The 14840-nt window shown below is 68.0% G+C and carries 13 protein-coding genes; 10 read left to right on the top strand and 3 right to left on the bottom strand.

Going from position 1 to position 14840, the window contains the following annotated elements; translation table 11 throughout:
- Positions 1 to 59: 59 nt before the first annotated feature.
- Both Pph01_RS18370 and Pph01_RS18365 read right to left on the bottom strand, forming a co-directional pair.
- On the bottom strand, positions 60 to 1502 hold the full coding sequence (locus Pph01_RS18370) for an MFS transporter (RefSeq protein WP_204074326.1): 1443 nt from the start codon (positions 1500 to 1502) through the stop codon (positions 60 to 62).
- Between the two features lie 188 nt (positions 1503 to 1690).
- Positions 1691 to 2134, bottom strand: a complete 444-nt coding sequence (locus Pph01_RS18365) for an ATP-binding protein (protein WP_204074325.1) — start codon at positions 2132 to 2134, stop codon at positions 1691 to 1693.
- Positions 2135 to 2278: 144 nt separating this feature from the next.
- Between Pph01_RS18365 and Pph01_RS18360 the strand changes: the two genes are divergently transcribed.
- From Pph01_RS18360 to Pph01_RS18340, 5 genes are all read left to right on the top strand, one after another.
- A complete protein-coding gene (locus tag Pph01_RS18360; RefSeq protein ID WP_204074324.1) occupies positions 2279 to 3130 on the top strand; it encodes a helix-turn-helix domain-containing protein in 852 nt (283 codons plus the stop codon).
- Complete coding sequence (locus Pph01_RS18355; protein WP_204074323.1) at positions 3127 to 3348, top strand: DUF397 domain-containing protein; 222 nt, start codon at positions 3127 to 3129, stop codon at positions 3346 to 3348. The genes Pph01_RS18360 and Pph01_RS18355 overlap by 4 nt, the downstream gene beginning before the upstream one ends.
- 132 nt (positions 3349 to 3480) lie before the next feature.
- Positions 3481 to 3768, top strand: coding sequence for a DUF6158 family protein (locus tag Pph01_RS18350; protein ID WP_239116812.1), 288 nt, complete (start codon positions 3481 to 3483; stop codon positions 3766 to 3768).
- Entirely contained in the window at positions 3761 to 4006 is a 246-nt protein-coding gene (locus tag Pph01_RS18345; protein ID WP_204074322.1) for a hypothetical protein, read from the top strand. Before Pph01_RS18350 ends, Pph01_RS18345 begins: the two co-directional genes overlap by 8 nt.
- A 124-nt stretch (positions 4007 to 4130) precedes the next feature.
- Positions 4131 to 5123 carry a LacI family DNA-binding transcriptional regulator gene (locus tag Pph01_RS18340; RefSeq protein WP_204074321.1) on the top strand — a complete coding sequence of 331 codons (993 nt, stop codon included), beginning with the start codon at positions 4131 to 4133 and terminating at the stop codon, positions 5121 to 5123.
- Between the two features lie 130 nt (positions 5124 to 5253).
- On the opposite strand, the gene Pph01_RS18335 is transcribed toward Pph01_RS18340, so the two are convergent.
- Positions 5254 to 8118, bottom strand: a complete 2865-nt coding sequence (locus tag Pph01_RS18335) for a discoidin domain-containing protein (protein ID WP_204074320.1) — start codon at positions 8116 to 8118, stop codon at positions 5254 to 5256.
- A 292-nt stretch (positions 8119 to 8410) separates the two neighbouring features.
- On the opposite strand from Pph01_RS18335, the gene Pph01_RS18330 reads away from it, so the two are divergent.
- From Pph01_RS18330 to Pph01_RS18310, 5 genes are all read left to right on the top strand, one after another.
- A complete protein-coding gene (locus tag Pph01_RS18330; protein WP_204074319.1) occupies positions 8411 to 9553 on the top strand; it encodes a LacI family DNA-binding transcriptional regulator in 1143 nt (380 codons plus the stop codon).
- A gap of 254 nt (positions 9554 to 9807) precedes the next feature.
- A complete protein-coding gene (locus tag Pph01_RS18325; RefSeq protein ID WP_204074318.1) occupies positions 9808 to 11190 on the top strand; it encodes an extracellular solute-binding protein in 1383 nt (460 codons plus the stop codon).
- A gap of 87 nt (positions 11191 to 11277) precedes the next feature.
- Positions 11278 to 12201 carry a carbohydrate ABC transporter permease gene (locus tag Pph01_RS18320; RefSeq protein WP_204074317.1) on the top strand — a complete coding sequence of 308 codons (924 nt, stop codon included), beginning with the start codon at positions 11278 to 11280 and terminating at the stop codon, positions 12199 to 12201.
- Between the two features lie 11 nt (positions 12202 to 12212).
- On the top strand, positions 12213 to 13196 hold the full coding sequence (locus Pph01_RS18315) for a carbohydrate ABC transporter permease (RefSeq protein ID WP_204074316.1): 984 nt from the start codon (positions 12213 to 12215) through the stop codon (positions 13194 to 13196).
- 31 nt (positions 13197 to 13227) lie between these two features.
- Positions 13228 to 14808, top strand: coding sequence for a glycoside hydrolase family 13 protein (locus tag Pph01_RS18310; RefSeq protein WP_239116811.1), 1581 nt, complete (start codon positions 13228 to 13230; stop codon positions 14806 to 14808).
- Positions 14809 to 14840: the final 32 nt, after the last annotated feature.

Below are 14840 nucleotides of genomic sequence, written 5' to 3'. Positions count from 1 at the left end.
AATTTATGACATATCGACCTTTACGGCATCGAACAGGGTGATACCCACTGGGTGGACGGTCATCCCGCCACCCGTTCCTCCTGGACGCTCAGCGGCTGCGCGATGTCCTCGAGCGACCGCCGGGCCGCCTCCACCCCCATGAACCACTCGACCGCGCCCGCGGCCATCATCAGCAGGGCGCCGGTCACGTATCCCAGCGCGACGTTGTCCACCGATCCGCTCTCCACGAGGCGGCCGAAGAGCACGGGGCCGATGATGCCGCCGAGCCCCGTCCCGACCGCGTAGAACAGCGCGATCGCCAGGGCCCTGGTCTCCATCGGGAAGATCTCCGAGACCGTCAGGTAGGCCGAACTCGCTCCCGCGGACGCGAAGAAGAACACCACCAGCCAGCAGGCGGTCAGCGTCCCCGCGGAGAGCACCCCGGCGTGGAAGAGCGCCGCCGTTCCCAGCAGGAGCAGCCCCGACAGGGCGTAGGAGCCCGAGATCAGCGCCCGGCGGCCGACCGAGTCGAAGAACCGGCCGAGCAGGACCGGCCCGAGGAAGTTGCCGATGGCCACGGGGATCAGGTACCAGGGCGTGCTCGCGTCGGGGACATCGAAGAACGTGGCGAGCACGAGCGCGTAGGTGAAGAAGACCGCGTTGTAGAGGAAGGCCTGCCCGATGAAGAGCGAGAGCCCGACGACCGTCCGCCTCGGGTAGCGGCGCAACAACGTGGCGGCCACCTCGGTCAGCGGGGTGTGCGTGCGCTGGGTGATCCTGATCTCGCCGGCGGGCGGCTCCAACGCCTTGCCGCTGTCCTCCCTGACCTGCCTTTCGATGTCGCCGACGATGTCCTCGGCCTCCCGCTCGCGGCCGTGGATGGTCAGCCACCGAGGACTCTCCGGCACCATCCTCCTGATCAGCAGGATGCCGATCCCCAGCACCGCCCCGAGACCGAACAGGACGCGCCAGCCCACGTCGACGGGGAGCACGCCCGGATTCAGCAGAGGGACGGCGATCGCGGCGCCGACCGTGGTGCCGAGCCAGAAGGAGCCGTTGACGACCAGGTCGACCGTGCCCCGCACGCGCGCGGGGATCAGCTCGTCGATCGCCGAGTTGATCGCGGCGTACTCGCCGCCGATGCCCGCGCCGGTGAAGAACCGGCACAGGTAGAAGTACCAGGCCTCGGTGGAGAACGCCGTCGCCACGGTGGCGACGAGATAGACGGCGAGGGTGACGAGGAAGAGCTTCTTGCGGCCGAACCGGTCGGTCAGGTGGCCGAAGAACAGGGCGCCCAGGCAGGCCCCGGCGACGTAGACGCCGGCTGCCAGTCCCACCTGGCTTTCGGTCAGCCCGAGCCCGCTGTTCGCCTGGGTGATCCGTGGGCCGATGACCCCCACGATGGTGACCTCGAGCCCGTCGAGCACCCACACCGTCCCGAGGCCGGCGAGGACGAGCCAGTGCCAGCGGGCCCAGGGCAGGCGATCGAGCCGCGCGGGAATGTCGGTGCTGATTTGCGCCATATCGTCCCTTTCATCGCACGATATGGCGCCCGACTACCCGCCAGAGGGCCGGAGAATCATCGGGCGGCGGGTGGAGGGCGGCCCGCCCGCGTGTTCCCGCGACCACCCGGGCCCCGTCCGCCCCTCCTCCAGGGCGGGGTCCGGGTGGCCGCGGCGCCCGGAAATGCGGAGGCTCCGGCCGTAATCGCCTAGATCGAGTACCTGACGTGGGCGTCGAGCGGCTGCCCCTGGACGCGGGTGCCCGCAGGCCCGAGCTCGAACCAGACCGAGACCCCCGTACGGGTGGCGGAGACGCCCCAGCGCTCGGTGAACAGGTCGACGAGGTGCACGCCGCGGCCGGGCGTGCGTGCGGGCGAGGTCCAGCAGCCGCAGGCCTGCGTCGCGAGCGTCACCTGGGCGGACTCCGGGGTGGACCGCACCGCCACCGCGTAGCCCGGCCGGCTCCTGCAGGCGGCGGCGTGCCGCAGGCACTCCGCGACGAGCTCACCGATCAGCTGGACCGCGTCGTCCCGGCAGGGATGACCGTCTCCCAGACGGCCCGCGACGAAGCGCCGGGCCGCTCCCGCCTGAGACGGATCTCCAGAGAAGGGGCGCGAGATCGCGGTTCTCCCCGGGAGGTTGAGAATTGTCATCCTGTGATAACTCCCTGTGTACCCGTCAGCCAATGCGGAAGTGCGGTCCGTGCCAGACTGCATTCATCCTGCACTTTGGAATTCCGTCACGCAATACTGCGAATGCACTATTGCAAAGTTCCTTTCGTAGGGAGATGTCGTCTCATGGGGGTAGGACGCAGCCCATCGGTCCGGCTTCGCCGGCTCGCCGGTGAGCTGACGCGCCTGCGGGGTGAGTCGAGGCTCAGCAGGGAGGACGTGGCGAGCCGCCTTGGCGTGGCGAGTTCCACGGTGTATCGGATCGAGACCGGACACACCCGGCCCCAGGGCCGGACCATTCGGGATCTGCTCGACCTCTACAAGGTCCACGGCACGGAACGGCAGGCCCTCCTCGAGCTCGCTCGGGAGGCCGGTCGGCGCGGCTGGTGGCACGCGTTCGGGGACGTCCTCCCCGGGCCGTACGTCGGGCTCGAGGCGGAGGCCGCCTCGGTCCGCAACTACGAGCCGCTGCTCGTTCCCGGGCTGCTGGAGACCGAGGCCTACGCCCGTGCGGTCGTGGGGGCCGCACTGGTGAAGGACCCGGCGGAGATCGAGCGTCGGATCACGGTCCGCATGGAGCGGCAACGGCGCCTCACCATGTCCGATGGTCTGGATCTGTGGGTCGTCCTCGACGAGGCCGCGCTCCGGCGGCCCGTCGGAGGTCCGCCCGTCATGGCCGAGCAACTGCGCCGGCTGTCGGAGACCGCCGTCCAGCCGAACGTCACCCTCCAGGTGCTCCCCTTCGAGGCGGGCGCCTACCTCGGCATGGGCAGCTCGCTGGCGATCCTCACCTTTCCCGACCCCGAGGACTCCGACGTGGTGTTCCTGGAGAACATGGGCGGCGAGCTCTACCTGGAGAGCCAGGAAGAGGTCCGCAGGTATGTCCAGGTCTTCGATCATCTTCGCGCCGCCGCGCTCGGCCCGGAGAAGTCCCTGGAGAAGATCGATTCGGTCGAGAAGGAGATGACAGGACGATGAAGGGCATCCATCCGGCGCAGGACCTGACAGGTGCGGTCTGGCGCAAGGCGGTTCGTTCCAACACCGTGGGCAACCAGTGCGTCGAAGTGGCGCTCCTGAGCCAAGGCGTCGCCGTGCGCGACTCGAAGAACCCCGAAGGGCCGAACCTGATGTTCACTGCAGGGGAGTGGGACGCGTTCGTTGACGGCGTGAAGGGCGGCGAGTTCGACCTGTCCTGACCCGGACCCGATTCCGTACGGCTTGCGCCTCATAGGGGCGCAAGCCGTACTCCATTTTTGAACGATTTTTTCGCCATAAAGGTCGTCAAATTGAATGAATGGGTCGGTCCCGATAGGGCAGGAGACCGGCATATGGCGAAGGCGGTGGCCGGGTCGCGAGGGCGGGCCGGGCGGCTGACGAGGGAGGACGTCATGAGCATGGGAGTCGATCCGCGGGAACTCGCCGATGACGACCTGTTCCGGGAGATTCGAAGTCTGCACGACACCCGGACCGACACTCTGCTTCACGGCTCTGACGACGCCCTCGAACGGCACACCTCCCGGACGGAGGAGCTCGAGGGCGAGTACCTCAAACGATTCCCCGACCGCCATGTCGACGCCGCGAGGCTGCGCAGCGGAGCGAGGGCGCGCAATGGGTGAAAACGAGCGATTGGGCGACGTCCAGGAGATGTCCGCCACCGAGATCAGCGTCTACGAGGCCGTCGCCTCGATGGACGTGTACGGGCGGACGGCGACGGTCCGGACGGTCGCCGCGATGGTGGGACTGCCCGAGGAGTCCGTGCGGAACGGGCTCGAGGCACTGACCCGGGGAGGCAGGCTCGTGCGCAGAGGCGAGGCCTATGTGCTGGGCCCGCACGACTGGGGGCTGGAGTACTAACTGACACCGGACGGCCGAGGCCGGGCCCGGCCTCGGCCGTCCGGCGTGCACAGTGCTTTTGACGAGGGCTTGACAACGCAAGTGATCGCAAAGGCACGGCATCGGCCGTCGTATGCTTGCGCCCATGACGCGACGGCTTGCTGAAGTTGCGAAAAAAGTGGGGGTCAGCGAGGCCACGGTCAGCCGTGTCCTCAACGGCAAGGCCGGAGTCTCCGATGCCACCCGCGAAGCGGTGCTGACCGCCCTTGACGTGCTCGGATACGAGCGGCCGACCCAGTTGCGCGGAGAGCGCGCCCGGCTCGTCGGGCTCGTCCTGCCCGAGTTGCAGAACCCGATCTTCCCGGCGTTCGCCGAGGTCGTCGGTGGCGCGCTCGCCCAGCAGGGGTTCACCCCGGTGTTGTGCACGCGCACCGTCGGCGGGGTCTCCGAGGCCGACTACGTCGACCTGCTGCTCCAGCAACAGGTCTCCGGCGTGGTCTTCGCCGGTGGGCTCTACACGCAGTCGGGCGTGGTCCACGAGCACTACCTTCGGCTGATCGACCGGCGTCTTCCGACCGTCATGGTGAACGCGGCGGCCGACCACTGGGAGTTCCCGCGCGTCTCCTGTGACGACACGATCGCGGTGGAGCAGTCCCTGGGGCATCTGCGCGCGCTGGGCCACGAGCGCATCGGCCTGATCGTGGGGCCGCCGGATCACATGCCGTCGATCCGCAAGCTGGACGCGTTCCGGGCGCAGGGCGGCGAACGGGTCGAGCACACCATGCACTCGCTGGAGGGCGGCCACGCCGCTGCGGTGAAGCTGCTGCGGCAGCAGGTCACCGGCATCATCTGCGGAAGCGACCCGCTCGCGCTCGGCGCCATCAGGGCGGCCCGGCGCGAGGGATTGCGTGTGCCCGCCGACGTCTCGGTCATCGGTTACGACGACTCGGCGCTGATGAACTGCGTCGACCCGCCGCTGACCACCGTGCGCCAGCCGATCGAGGCGATGGGCAGGGCGGTCGTCGAGTTGCTGGTCAGCCAGATCGACGGCGCCGCCGTCGCGACCGGAGAGCTCCTCTTCGAGCCCGAGCTCGTCGTCCGGTCCTCGACGGGACGAATGGGAGCACTCGCCGGCTGAGCGTTCGGGCGAATCCTGATGAGAATGGATTTGTACGGCAAGAACGGAACCCGGAGAAGGAGGCGTCCACTCCTTCTCCGGGCCTCCCGTCGAAGGAGGCGTCCACTCCTTCAACGGGCTTCCGTTCCGACTACGAGGCGTACGCCTCGAACTCGGAGATCTGGCCGGCGGGCCAGCCGGTGTTGCCGGTGATGTTCAGCCGCAGGTAACGCCTGCCGGTCGCCGGGAAGGTGATCGTCGCGGTGTTGCCGCCGGCGGGGTTGAACGTGTAGCCGGTGGATCCCACGATCGTGCTGTAGGTCGAGCCGTCGGTGCTGCCCTGAAGGGACAACGTCTGGGTGCGGGTGGCCCAGGCCGCGGCGGGCGGCAGCTTCAGGACGACCCGGCCGACGCTGGTGGCGGAGCCGAGGTCGACGGTCAGCGTCTGGGGGAAGGCGTTGTTGGCCGACTCCCAGTAGGTGTCCGCGTTGCGGTCGTCCGCGTTGCCGGCCACGTAGACGTCGGAGTGGCTGCTCGCGGTGATCGGCCTGCCTCCCGCCAGGTTCCCCCCGGCCGGAGGAGTGGGGGTGGGCGTGGGCGTGGGAGTCGGGGTCGGGGTCACCGGCGGCGGGGTCGATCCGGACCCGTAGACCTCCAGCGCGGAGAGCTGCCCCGCCGGCCACCCCGTGTTGCCCGTGACGGTGATCCGGACGTAACGGACGGAGGCCGTGTTGAACGAGATGTTCACGGTGTTGCCGCTCGCGGGGTCGAAGGCGCGTCCCGCCGACGCGGAGAGCGTCGTGAAGTTCGACCCGTCGGTGCTGCCCAGGACGGACAACGTCTGGGTGCGGGTGGCCCACGCGGCACTCGGCGGCAGCTTCAGCGCGACCCGGTTCACGGACGCGACGCCGCACAGGTCGACGGTGATCGACTGCGGGAAGCTGTTGTTGGCCGACTCCCAGTAGCTGCCCGCGTCGCCGTCCACCGCGTTCGCGGGGACGAACGACTGGGTGCTGCTGGTCGCGGTGGCGGGCTTGCCCCGGGCCAGGTCGCCGGTCCCGACGGAGCAGGTGGGCGGAGTCGGTGTGGGGGTCGGCGTGGGGGTCGGGGTCACCGGGGGCGTGGGAGTGGGGGTGTCGGGCGGCGGCGTGCCGGTGCCGTCGTAGATGTAGTTCGGGGCGGGCCACTGACCGGTGCAGGTGGTCGAGGACGGGCTCCAGCCGGAGTTGCCCGTGCCGTACACGGGGGTGAATGCGGTGCCCACGCAGTTGTGGATCGCGGTGCCCGCGCCGATGTGGGCGGCCGTCACGTTGGTGAACGTGGCCGACGCCCCCGACTGCGCCTGGATCATGTACGTGCCGGTGCCGTCGATCTTCACGTTGCTGAAGTTGACGGTGCTGGTGCTGCCCTCGATGAACTGGATGGCCTCGTACGAGCTGTCGATGATGTCGGTGTCGGTCACGTTGATGGTCGCGTTGACGGGTTCGTTGAGCCCGTCGAACCAGATGGCGCCGACGCCGAAGTTCCAGTTGTAGTCGCTGTTGCCGGCCCGGATCAGGGTGTTGCGGGCGGCCGTGATGGTGCCGGCGACCGCGGTGCCCTGGCCGGAGTTGACGCCCGGATAGCGGTTGGCGATGTGGATGCCGCCGCCGTTGGTGACCGTGTCGCTCACCACGTTGTCGGTGATCTTTATGTCCCTGCCGCCGTACGTGACGATGTTGTTGGCGAGAACCGGCGCGACCACGGTGTTGAAGGTGAACGAGTTGTTGACGTTCGCCACCCGGTCGGGCCACATCGCGAGGCCGTCGTCCCCGGTGTTGCGCACGAAGGTGTTGGTCACCGTGGAGTTCGTGACGCCGGTGTGGAAGTTCACGCCGTCGGCGGTCTGGTCGAGGATCCGGCTGTTCTTGATGGTGAAGTTGTTCATCGGGCCGTCCATCCAGGCCCCGACCTTGGTGTGCTGGATCCAGAGGTTGTCCACCACCGAGTCGGTCATCGCGCCGCCGAGGGCGTTCACCTGGTCCTCGTCCACCCGCTCGGTGATCTCACCGATGATGGCGAAGTCCCTGAGGGTGACTCCCCGGCTCGGGCCGCCCGCCTCGTGGGACCGGACGGGGCCGGTGTAGCCGCCGCCGCTGACGTACTTGCCGTAGATGCCGGCGGCTCGGTTGCGTTGGGTGGGGTTGCGGCCGGTGAGCACGCTGTACCAGGGGCCGGCGCCGCGGAGCGTCACACCGTCCACGACCACGTGGTCCCAGAGCGTGTAGGTGCCGGCGGGGATGTAGACGGCCTTGCCCTGCGCCTTTCCGGCGTCGACGGCCGCCTGGAACGCGGCGGTCGAGTCGGTCGTGCCGTTCCGTACGGCGCCGAAGTCGTCGACGTTCAGCGATCCGGCGGGCTGGGGGATCGGGTCGGGCACCAGCTCGAAGTCGGCGAGGTCGACCACGAACCAGGGGGAGGCCGAGGTGGACGCCACCTGGATCCGGACCTTGGTTCCGGCCGCCAGGGTGGAGCCGAACATCGTGCGGGTCTCGTCGTAGAAGTGGTGAGGCTGGTTGCCCGGCTGGTTGCCGAAGGGGTAGCCGCCGTAGTACCAGCCGTACTTCGAGGTGAACGACAGGTCCTTCAGCTTGGTCCCGTTGACGCGCAGGTCGACGGGGGCGGTGATGCCCGTGCCGGCCGCGTTGTCCGGGACGCTGTAGCGCACCGTCATCGCGTTCGCGGCCTTGGGCAGGGTGAACTCGACGTACTCGCCCGCGGCGTCGAGCCGTACGGCCCGGCGTCCGGAGGCCTCTGACGGCAGGCGTGTGTACACCCGGTCGGATCCGATCACTTCGCCGTTGGTCGCGGCCGACTCGGCCTCGATCTCGGTGAAGGGCACGGTCGCGCCGCGTCCGGGAACGGAGAACGGCGACGGCGAGACGGCCGCCGACGAGGTGCCCGGGAACGTGACCACGCTCCCCAGAGCGATCAGCGCCCCGGCCACCGCGATGGCGGCGGCTCCGGATCGTTTCATGAGTGGCCCTTTCTGCATGAAGATCCGCGAGGGACGACGGGGACGCTGAAGCCGTCGTACCTCCGCAACATGGTGAGGTGGCCCACACATTAGGTTGGGGGACACGTAACTGCAATATTTCGACGACAAGTCGCAATATCACGCCACAGTTACCGAAGTCGACAAACCGCAGGTGAACGACCTGATGGAACGATCCGCCGCAGGTCAAATTTCCCTGACTGCCGGTGAGGTTTCCTGACTGGCTGCGCAAGCCCATGAAAGTGCTTGCGCTATTTGTCGTATAGTTGCGCCTATGACTCGACGGCTTGCGGAAGTGGCCAAGAAGGTCGGCGTGAGTGAGGCGACCGTGAGCCGCGTGCTCAACGGCAAGCCCGGCGTCTCCGAGACCACTCGTGAGACGGTGCTGACCGCGCTCGACGTGCTCGGATACGAGCGGCCGACCCAGTTGCGCGGAGACAGGGGCCGCCTGGTCGGCCTGGTCCTTCCCGAGCTGCAGAACCCGATCTTCCCCGCCTTCGCCGAGATCGTCGGCGGCGCTCTCGCGCAGCAGGGTTTCACCGCGGTGTTGTGCACCCGGACGGTCGGCGGGGTGTCGGAGTCGGACTACGTCGACCTGCTCCTCCAGCAGCACGTCTCGGGCATCGTCTTCGCCGGCGGCCAGTACGCCCAGGGCGACGCGCCCCACGACCACTACGAGCGGGTGCTGGATCGCAAGCTCCCCGCGGTGCTGGTCAACGCGGCCGTCGAGCACCTGGGATTCCCCCAGGTTTCCTGCGACGACGCGGCGGCCGCCGAGATGGCGCTCAGTCACCTGTTCGCTCTCGGGCATCGCCGGATCGGCATGCTCCTCGGCGCCCCCGACCACGAGCCCTCGCGGCTCAAGCTGGCCGCCTATCGTGCGTTCGCCGAAGCGAACGACCTCGAACTGCCGGCCGACCACGTGGAACACACCATGTTCTCGGTCGAGGGCGGGCACGCTGGAGCGGCCAGGCTCATCAAGGCGGGCGTCACCGGGGTGATCTGCGCGAGCGACGTTCTTGCCCTGGGGGCCATCCGGGCGGCCCGCCGCGCGGGCCTTGCCGTACCTGAGGATTTCTCGGTCATCGGTTACGACGATTCGGCCCTGATGAACTGCATCGATCCGCCGCTGACCACGGTCCGCCAGCCGATCGACGCCATGGGCCGGGCGGCCGTCGAGCTGCTGGTGGCGCAGATCGACGCCGCGATCGTCCCCGCGAACGAGCTGCTCTTCGAGCCCGAACTGGTGGTCCGGTCCTCGACCGCGCCCGCGCCGCGTTCGGTCCGGCAGGGGTCCGCGGGTTCTCCGAGTTTGCCGGCCGGGCGTTCCGCGTCCGCGTCATCTGCGTCGTCTGTGACACCTGGGTCGTCCGCGGCCGGGTCGGCTCCGCGGCGCCCGGCCGCCAGAGCCGAGTAGACACGGCCTTCCGGAGCCCCTGGACCCCTTGTGTCCAGGGGCTCCGTCGTTTCACGCGGTGTGACAACGATCAGGCGTTGCGGTTTCGCCGGATTCACTGTCACTTTTTTGCATCATGAATGCCGGAGTATTGCTGGGTTCTGCATGGCTCTGTATGTTTCTCGCAACCGAGCTGGATCGGAGGCGCCCCCCATGCCCCCGAGACAGCGAGCTCCAAGACGGGTCGTGGTGCGCCGTTCCAGGAGGGAACAATCATGAAACCCCGCAAGCTTTCAATAGTTCTGGCCGCGGGCTTGGCCCTCGCGGCGGCGGGCTGCGGCAGCGGCAACGACAGCGGCGACGCCGCCAACAAGTCCGCCGCGCCGTCCGCCAACCCGAACGCCCCGGTGTCGATCAGCGTCAACTGTGAGCCGCCGAAGACGAACAAGGCGGAGCGCGCAACGTTCGAAGAGGACGTGGCGGGCTTCCAGAAGCAGTACCCGAACATCACGGTCTCCAAGGTCACCGACGCCTTCCCCTGTTACGACCCGAAGACCTTCGAGCCCAAGCTGGCCAGCGGCGAGCTCGAGACGGTCTTCTACGTCAACTTCCCCAACGTGGGCCGCCTCATCGAGAGCGGGCAGGCCGCCGACATCTCGTCCTACGTCACCGAGCTGAAGACCTACCCGGACTACAACAGCTCGCTCGACCTGTTCAAGAAGGACGGCAAGGTCTACGGTCTGCCGACCGACGGCTACGGCATGGGCCTCGTCTACAACAAGGACGTCTTCACCAAGGCCGGCCTCGACCCGAACAACCCGCCCAAGACCTGGGCCGAGGTGCAGGCCGCGGCCAAGAAGATCGCCGCGCTCGGCCCCGGTTACGTCGGGTACGGCGAGTACAGCGGCGGCAACACCGGTGGCTGGCACTTCACCGCCTCCCTCTACGGCCGTGGCGGCTCGGTCATCAGCGACGACGGCAAGAAGGCCGCCTTCAACACCCCCGAGGGCAAGGCCGTGCTGCAGAACCTCCAGCAGATGCGGTGGACCGACAACAGCATGGGCTCCCAGCTGTACATCGAGTGGCCGGCGCTCATGAAGGCCATGGCCGGCGGCAAGATGGGCATGATGCTGGGCGCGCCCGACGTGCTCATCTCGCTCCGCAACGACTTCGGCGGCAAGTTCGAGAATTACGCCGTCACCGCCCAGCCCGAGGCCAAGGCCCTGCTCAACGGTGGCGCAGGCTACATGATCAACCCGAAGGCCACCCCGGACCAGATCAGGGCCGGCCTCAAGTGGATCGAGTACAAGTTCCTCACCCCGGGCAAGGGCCAGCTCGACTACGTGCGGGCCAAGAGCCAGGACCTGACCGTCGGCCAGCCCTACCCCGACCTGTACGGCGCGGACACGGCGTCGGGCAAGGCCGTCACCGACCTGCGCGCGGCGAACGCCAACATCGACGCCGCCCAGTTCGCCGGATGGGTCGAAGGCTCCAAGGGCATCACGCCGAAGCCGGAGCCGGGGCCGTACGCCCAGGAGATCTACGCGATTCTCGACACCCCGATGTCGGCAGTCCTCACCAGGAAGGACGCCAACGTCGACCAGCTCCTGTCCGACGCCGAGGCGAAGGTCAACTCCATGCTCGCCTCGAAGAGCTGACCGTTCGATAATCCGGGGCGCCGCCCGTGGCCGTGATCTGGCCGCGGCCGGCGCCCCGGCAAGCACGTCGAGATCGGAATCACAACGATGACCACAGCGAGTATCCCGGTAGCGAACCGCAGGCGGCGGCAGCCCACGAAGCTGCGGCGTGCCGTGCGACGCAATCTGACCGCCTACGGATTCCTCTGCGGCGCTCTGATCTGTTTCGCGTTCTTCTCCTGGTATCCGATGGTCCGGCAGGTCATCCTCAGCTTCCAGAAGACGAACTTCGTGGACGCGCCCGAATGGGTGGGGCTGAAGAACTTCCGCACCGTCTTCAGCGACCCGGCCTTCGCGCCCGCGTGGATCAACACGGCGATGTTCACACTGCTCGCACTGCTGTGCGGCTACGTGATCCCCTTCATCACCGCGCTCATCCTCAACGAACTACGGCACGCGCGCGCATACCTGCGCTTCGTCGTCTACCTGCCGGTCATGTTGCCGCCCGCGGTGGGCGTCCTGCTGTTCCAGTGGTTCTACAACCCCGACTACGGGCTGTTCAACCAGGTCCTCAGCTTCTTCCACCTGCCCGGGCTCCAGTGGCTCAACTCGACGAGCACCGCCCTGATCTCGCTGGTCATCGTCTCCACCTGGATGAACATGGGCAGCGGCACCCTGATCTACCTCGCCGCTTTGCAGACCATCCCGAGCGAGCTGTACGAGGCCGCGGAGCTGGACGGCGCCGGCCTCTTCAAGCGGATCAGGCACATCACGATCCCGCAGACCAAGCTGATCCTGCTGGTGATGTTGCTGCTGCAGATCGTGGCGACCATGCAGGTCTTCATCGAGCCCTATCTGCTCACCGGCGGCGGCCCGGAGAACTCGACGGTCACCGTCGTCTATCTCATGTACCAGTACGCCTTCAACTTCGGCAGCCTGAACGCGGGCAACGCCCTCGGGCTGATGCTGATGCTCGTGCTCATGGTGTTCTCCGCCATCTACCTGCGCATCTCGCGCGACAACACGGTGTGAGGGGAGCGACCATGTCCAACGTCACCGTCACGCCGGGCCGTTCCGCGCAGACGCCTCTCACTCCCGGCCGGGACGATCGCGACGGTCGCCGGCAGCGGCGCCCGCGCAAGCCGATCAACACGCAGTTCCGCACCGCCGTCTCGCCGCACCAGCTCAACACGACCCACGGCCGGATCATCTACTGGATCGTGCTGGTGATCGTGGTCGTCAGCTTCACCGCCGCGTTCGTCTTCCCGCTCTACTGGATGATCACCGGCGCGATGAAGTCGACGGAGGAGCTCAACTCCATCCCGCCGACCTTCCTGCCGGAGCACTTCTCGCTGGACGGCTACGCCCAGGCGTGGGACCTGCTGGAACTGGGCCGGCTGCTCGGCAACACGGCCCTCTACGCGGGCGGCGCCTGGCTGCTGACCCTCGCGTTCGACGTCTCGGCGGCCTACGCCCTGTCCAAGCTCCGCCCGGTGCTCGGCAAGGTCGTCCTGGCCCTGATGTTGTCGACGCTGATGATCCCGCCGCTGGTCATCATGCTGCCGGCGTACCTCACCGTGAAGGACGTGCCGTTCTTCCACTGGGACCTGCTCAACACCCCGTGGGCGATCTGGCTGCCGGCCGCGGCGAACGGATTCAACGTCTTCCTGCTCAAGCGCTTCTTCGACTCGATCCCCAGGGAGCTGCTGGAAGCCGCCGAGATCGACGGCGCGTCGCCCGGCCGCATCCTGTGGTCCGTGGTGATGCCGATCTCCCGTCCGATCCTCGGCGTGGTCTCCATCCTCACGGTGGTGAACGTCTGGCGGGACTTCGTCTGGCCGCTGCTGGTCCTGCCGGACAGCGACAAGATGTCCATCAGCATCGGCATCGCCTCGCTGTCCTCGCAGATGCCGCAGAACGTGCTGGTCGCCTCACTGGTGATCGCGAGCATCCCGACCATCGTCGTCTTCTTCATCTTCCAGCGCCACATCATGGCCGGTCTCACCGCCGGAAGCCTCAAGGGCTGAGGGCCTTCACCCGTAAGGAGCTGTATTCAGCATGCCCGCCAGCATGTCCCCGGGGACGATTCGCAATCCCGACGGATGGTGGAGGGGTGCCTCGATCTATCAGGTCTACCTGCGCAGTTTCGCCGACGGCAACGGCGACGGCACAGGTGACCTGGCAGGGCTGCGGGCACGTCTCCCGTACCTCTCCAAGCTCGGCGTGGACGCCATCTGGCTGAACCCGTGGTACCCCTCGCCCATGGCCGACGGCGGCTACGACGTGGCCGACTACCGGAACATCGAGCCGGTCTTCGGCACCCTGGCCGAGGCGGAGAAGCTCATCGAGGAGGCGCACGAACTCGGCATCCGCACCATCGTCGACGTCGTCCCCAACCACGGCTCCGACCAGATGGTCTGGTTCCAGGAGGCGCTGGAGGCCGGTCCCGGTTCGGAGGCTCGGGAGCGGTTCTGGTTCCGTCCGGGGAACGGCGACGGCCCGCCGAACGGCTGGAAGTCGATCTTCGGTGGGCCGGCGTGGACCCAGGTCCCCGACGGCGAGTGGTACCTCCACCTGTTCGCGCCCGAGCAGCCCGACTTCAACTGGAACAACCCCGCCGTGCGGGAGGAGTTCCTCGACGTGCTGCGCTTCTGGTTCGACCGCGGCGTCGACGGCATCCGCATCGACTCGGCGGCCGTGCTCGTCAAGGACCTCGACAGCGTCGAGGAGTCCTACACCGACCACGACGGCGTCCATGAGATCTACCGCGAGTGGCGCCGGATCGCCGACGAGTACGGGAACCGGGTCCTGATCGGCGAGGTCTGGCTGCCCGACCAGGAGCGGTTCGCCCTGTACCTGCGTCAGGACGAGATGCACACCGCGTTCAACTTCGCCTTCCTGGCGAGCCCATGGGAGCCGGACGCCCTGCGCGACGTCATCGACATGACGCTGGCCACCCACGTGCCGATCAGCGCCCCCGCGACCTGGGTGTTGTCGAACCACGACGTCACCCGGCCCGCGACCCGGTTCGGCAGGGCGGACACGTCCTTCGACCACGCCGACCGCAAGCACGGCATGCCGTCCGACTTCGAGCTCGGGACCCGGCGCGCGCGGGCGGCCGCCCTCCTGGCGATGGCCCTGCCCGGCAGTGTCTACGTCTACCAGGGCGAGGAGCTCGGCCTGTGGGAGGTCGAGGACATCCCCGACGACCTGCGCGAGGACCCGATCTGGGCCCGGTCGGGACACACCGACCCGGGTCGCGACGGTTGCCGGGTTCCGCTGCCGTGGTCGGGCGGCGAGCCGGCGTTCGGCTTCAGCACGGGCACTCCCTGGCTGCCGCAGCCCGCGGGCTGGAGCACGATGACGGTCGAGGCCCAGCTCGACGACCCCGGATCGATGTTGTCGCTCTACCGCGCCGCTCTGGGCATCCGCCGCGAGCGGCTCGGAGACGGGGTGATGACCTGGCTGCCCCTGGGGGACGGCGTCCTGGCCTTCACTCGCGAATCCGGCCTGATCTGCGTGGTCAACCTCGGCTCCCAGCCGGTACGGCTCCCGCCGCACGAGTCGATCCTGCTGACGAGCGGACCCCTTGACGGTGATCTTCTGCCCACCGACACCACCGCCTGGCTTTCCTCCTGAAGGTAGGTCACACCCCCCATGGTCAGATCTCT

Source organism: Planotetraspora phitsanulokensis (assembly GCF_016863295.1).
In the GTDB taxonomy this organism is placed as follows: domain Bacteria; phylum Actinomycetota; class Actinomycetes; order Streptosporangiales; family Streptosporangiaceae; genus Planotetraspora; species Planotetraspora phitsanulokensis.
Note: the sequence above shows the minus strand (reverse complement) of the source record. Positions and strands in the feature narration are given on the sequence as shown.

What these genes read in the sequence shown, in the direction of transcription:
- Pph01_RS18355 (WP_204074323.1), top strand. Translation starts at nt 3,127, where the DNA reads ATGAAGGGCATCCATCCGGCGCAGGACCTGACAGGTGCGGTCTGGCGC.
- Pph01_RS18310 (WP_239116811.1), top strand. Translation starts at nt 13,228, where the DNA reads ATGCCCGCCAGCATGTCCCCGGGGACGATTCGCAATCCCGACGGATGG.
- Pph01_RS18330 (WP_204074319.1), top strand. Translation starts at nt 8,411, where the DNA reads ATGACTCGACGGCTTGCGGAAGTGGCCAAGAAGGTCGGCGTGAGTGAG.
- Pph01_RS18365 (WP_204074325.1), bottom strand. Translation starts at nt 2,134, where the DNA reads ATGACAATTCTCAACCTCCCGGGGAGAACCGCGATCTCGCGCCCCTTC.
- Pph01_RS18350 (WP_239116812.1), top strand. Translation starts at nt 3,481, where the DNA reads ATGGCGAAGGCGGTGGCCGGGTCGCGAGGGCGGGCCGGGCGGCTGACG.
- Pph01_RS18320 (WP_204074317.1), top strand. Translation starts at nt 11,278, where the DNA reads ATGACCACAGCGAGTATCCCGGTAGCGAACCGCAGGCGGCGGCAGCCC.
- Pph01_RS18335 (WP_204074320.1), bottom strand. Translation starts at nt 8,118, where the DNA reads ATGAAACGATCCGGAGCCGCCGCCATCGCGGTGGCCGGGGCGCTGATC.
- Pph01_RS18325 (WP_204074318.1), top strand. Translation starts at nt 9,808, where the DNA reads ATGAAACCCCGCAAGCTTTCAATAGTTCTGGCCGCGGGCTTGGCCCTC.
- Pph01_RS18370 (WP_204074326.1), bottom strand. Translation starts at nt 1,502, where the DNA reads ATGGCGCAAATCAGCACCGACATTCCCGCGCGGCTCGATCGCCTGCCC.
- Pph01_RS18360 (WP_204074324.1), top strand. Translation starts at nt 2,279, where the DNA reads ATGGGGGTAGGACGCAGCCCATCGGTCCGGCTTCGCCGGCTCGCCGGT.
- Pph01_RS18345 (WP_204074322.1), top strand. Translation starts at nt 3,761, where the DNA reads ATGGGTGAAAACGAGCGATTGGGCGACGTCCAGGAGATGTCCGCCACC.
- Pph01_RS18340 (WP_204074321.1), top strand. Translation starts at nt 4,131, where the DNA reads ATGACGCGACGGCTTGCTGAAGTTGCGAAAAAAGTGGGGGTCAGCGAG.
- Pph01_RS18315 (WP_204074316.1), top strand. Translation starts at nt 12,213, where the DNA reads ATGTCCAACGTCACCGTCACGCCGGGCCGTTCCGCGCAGACGCCTCTC.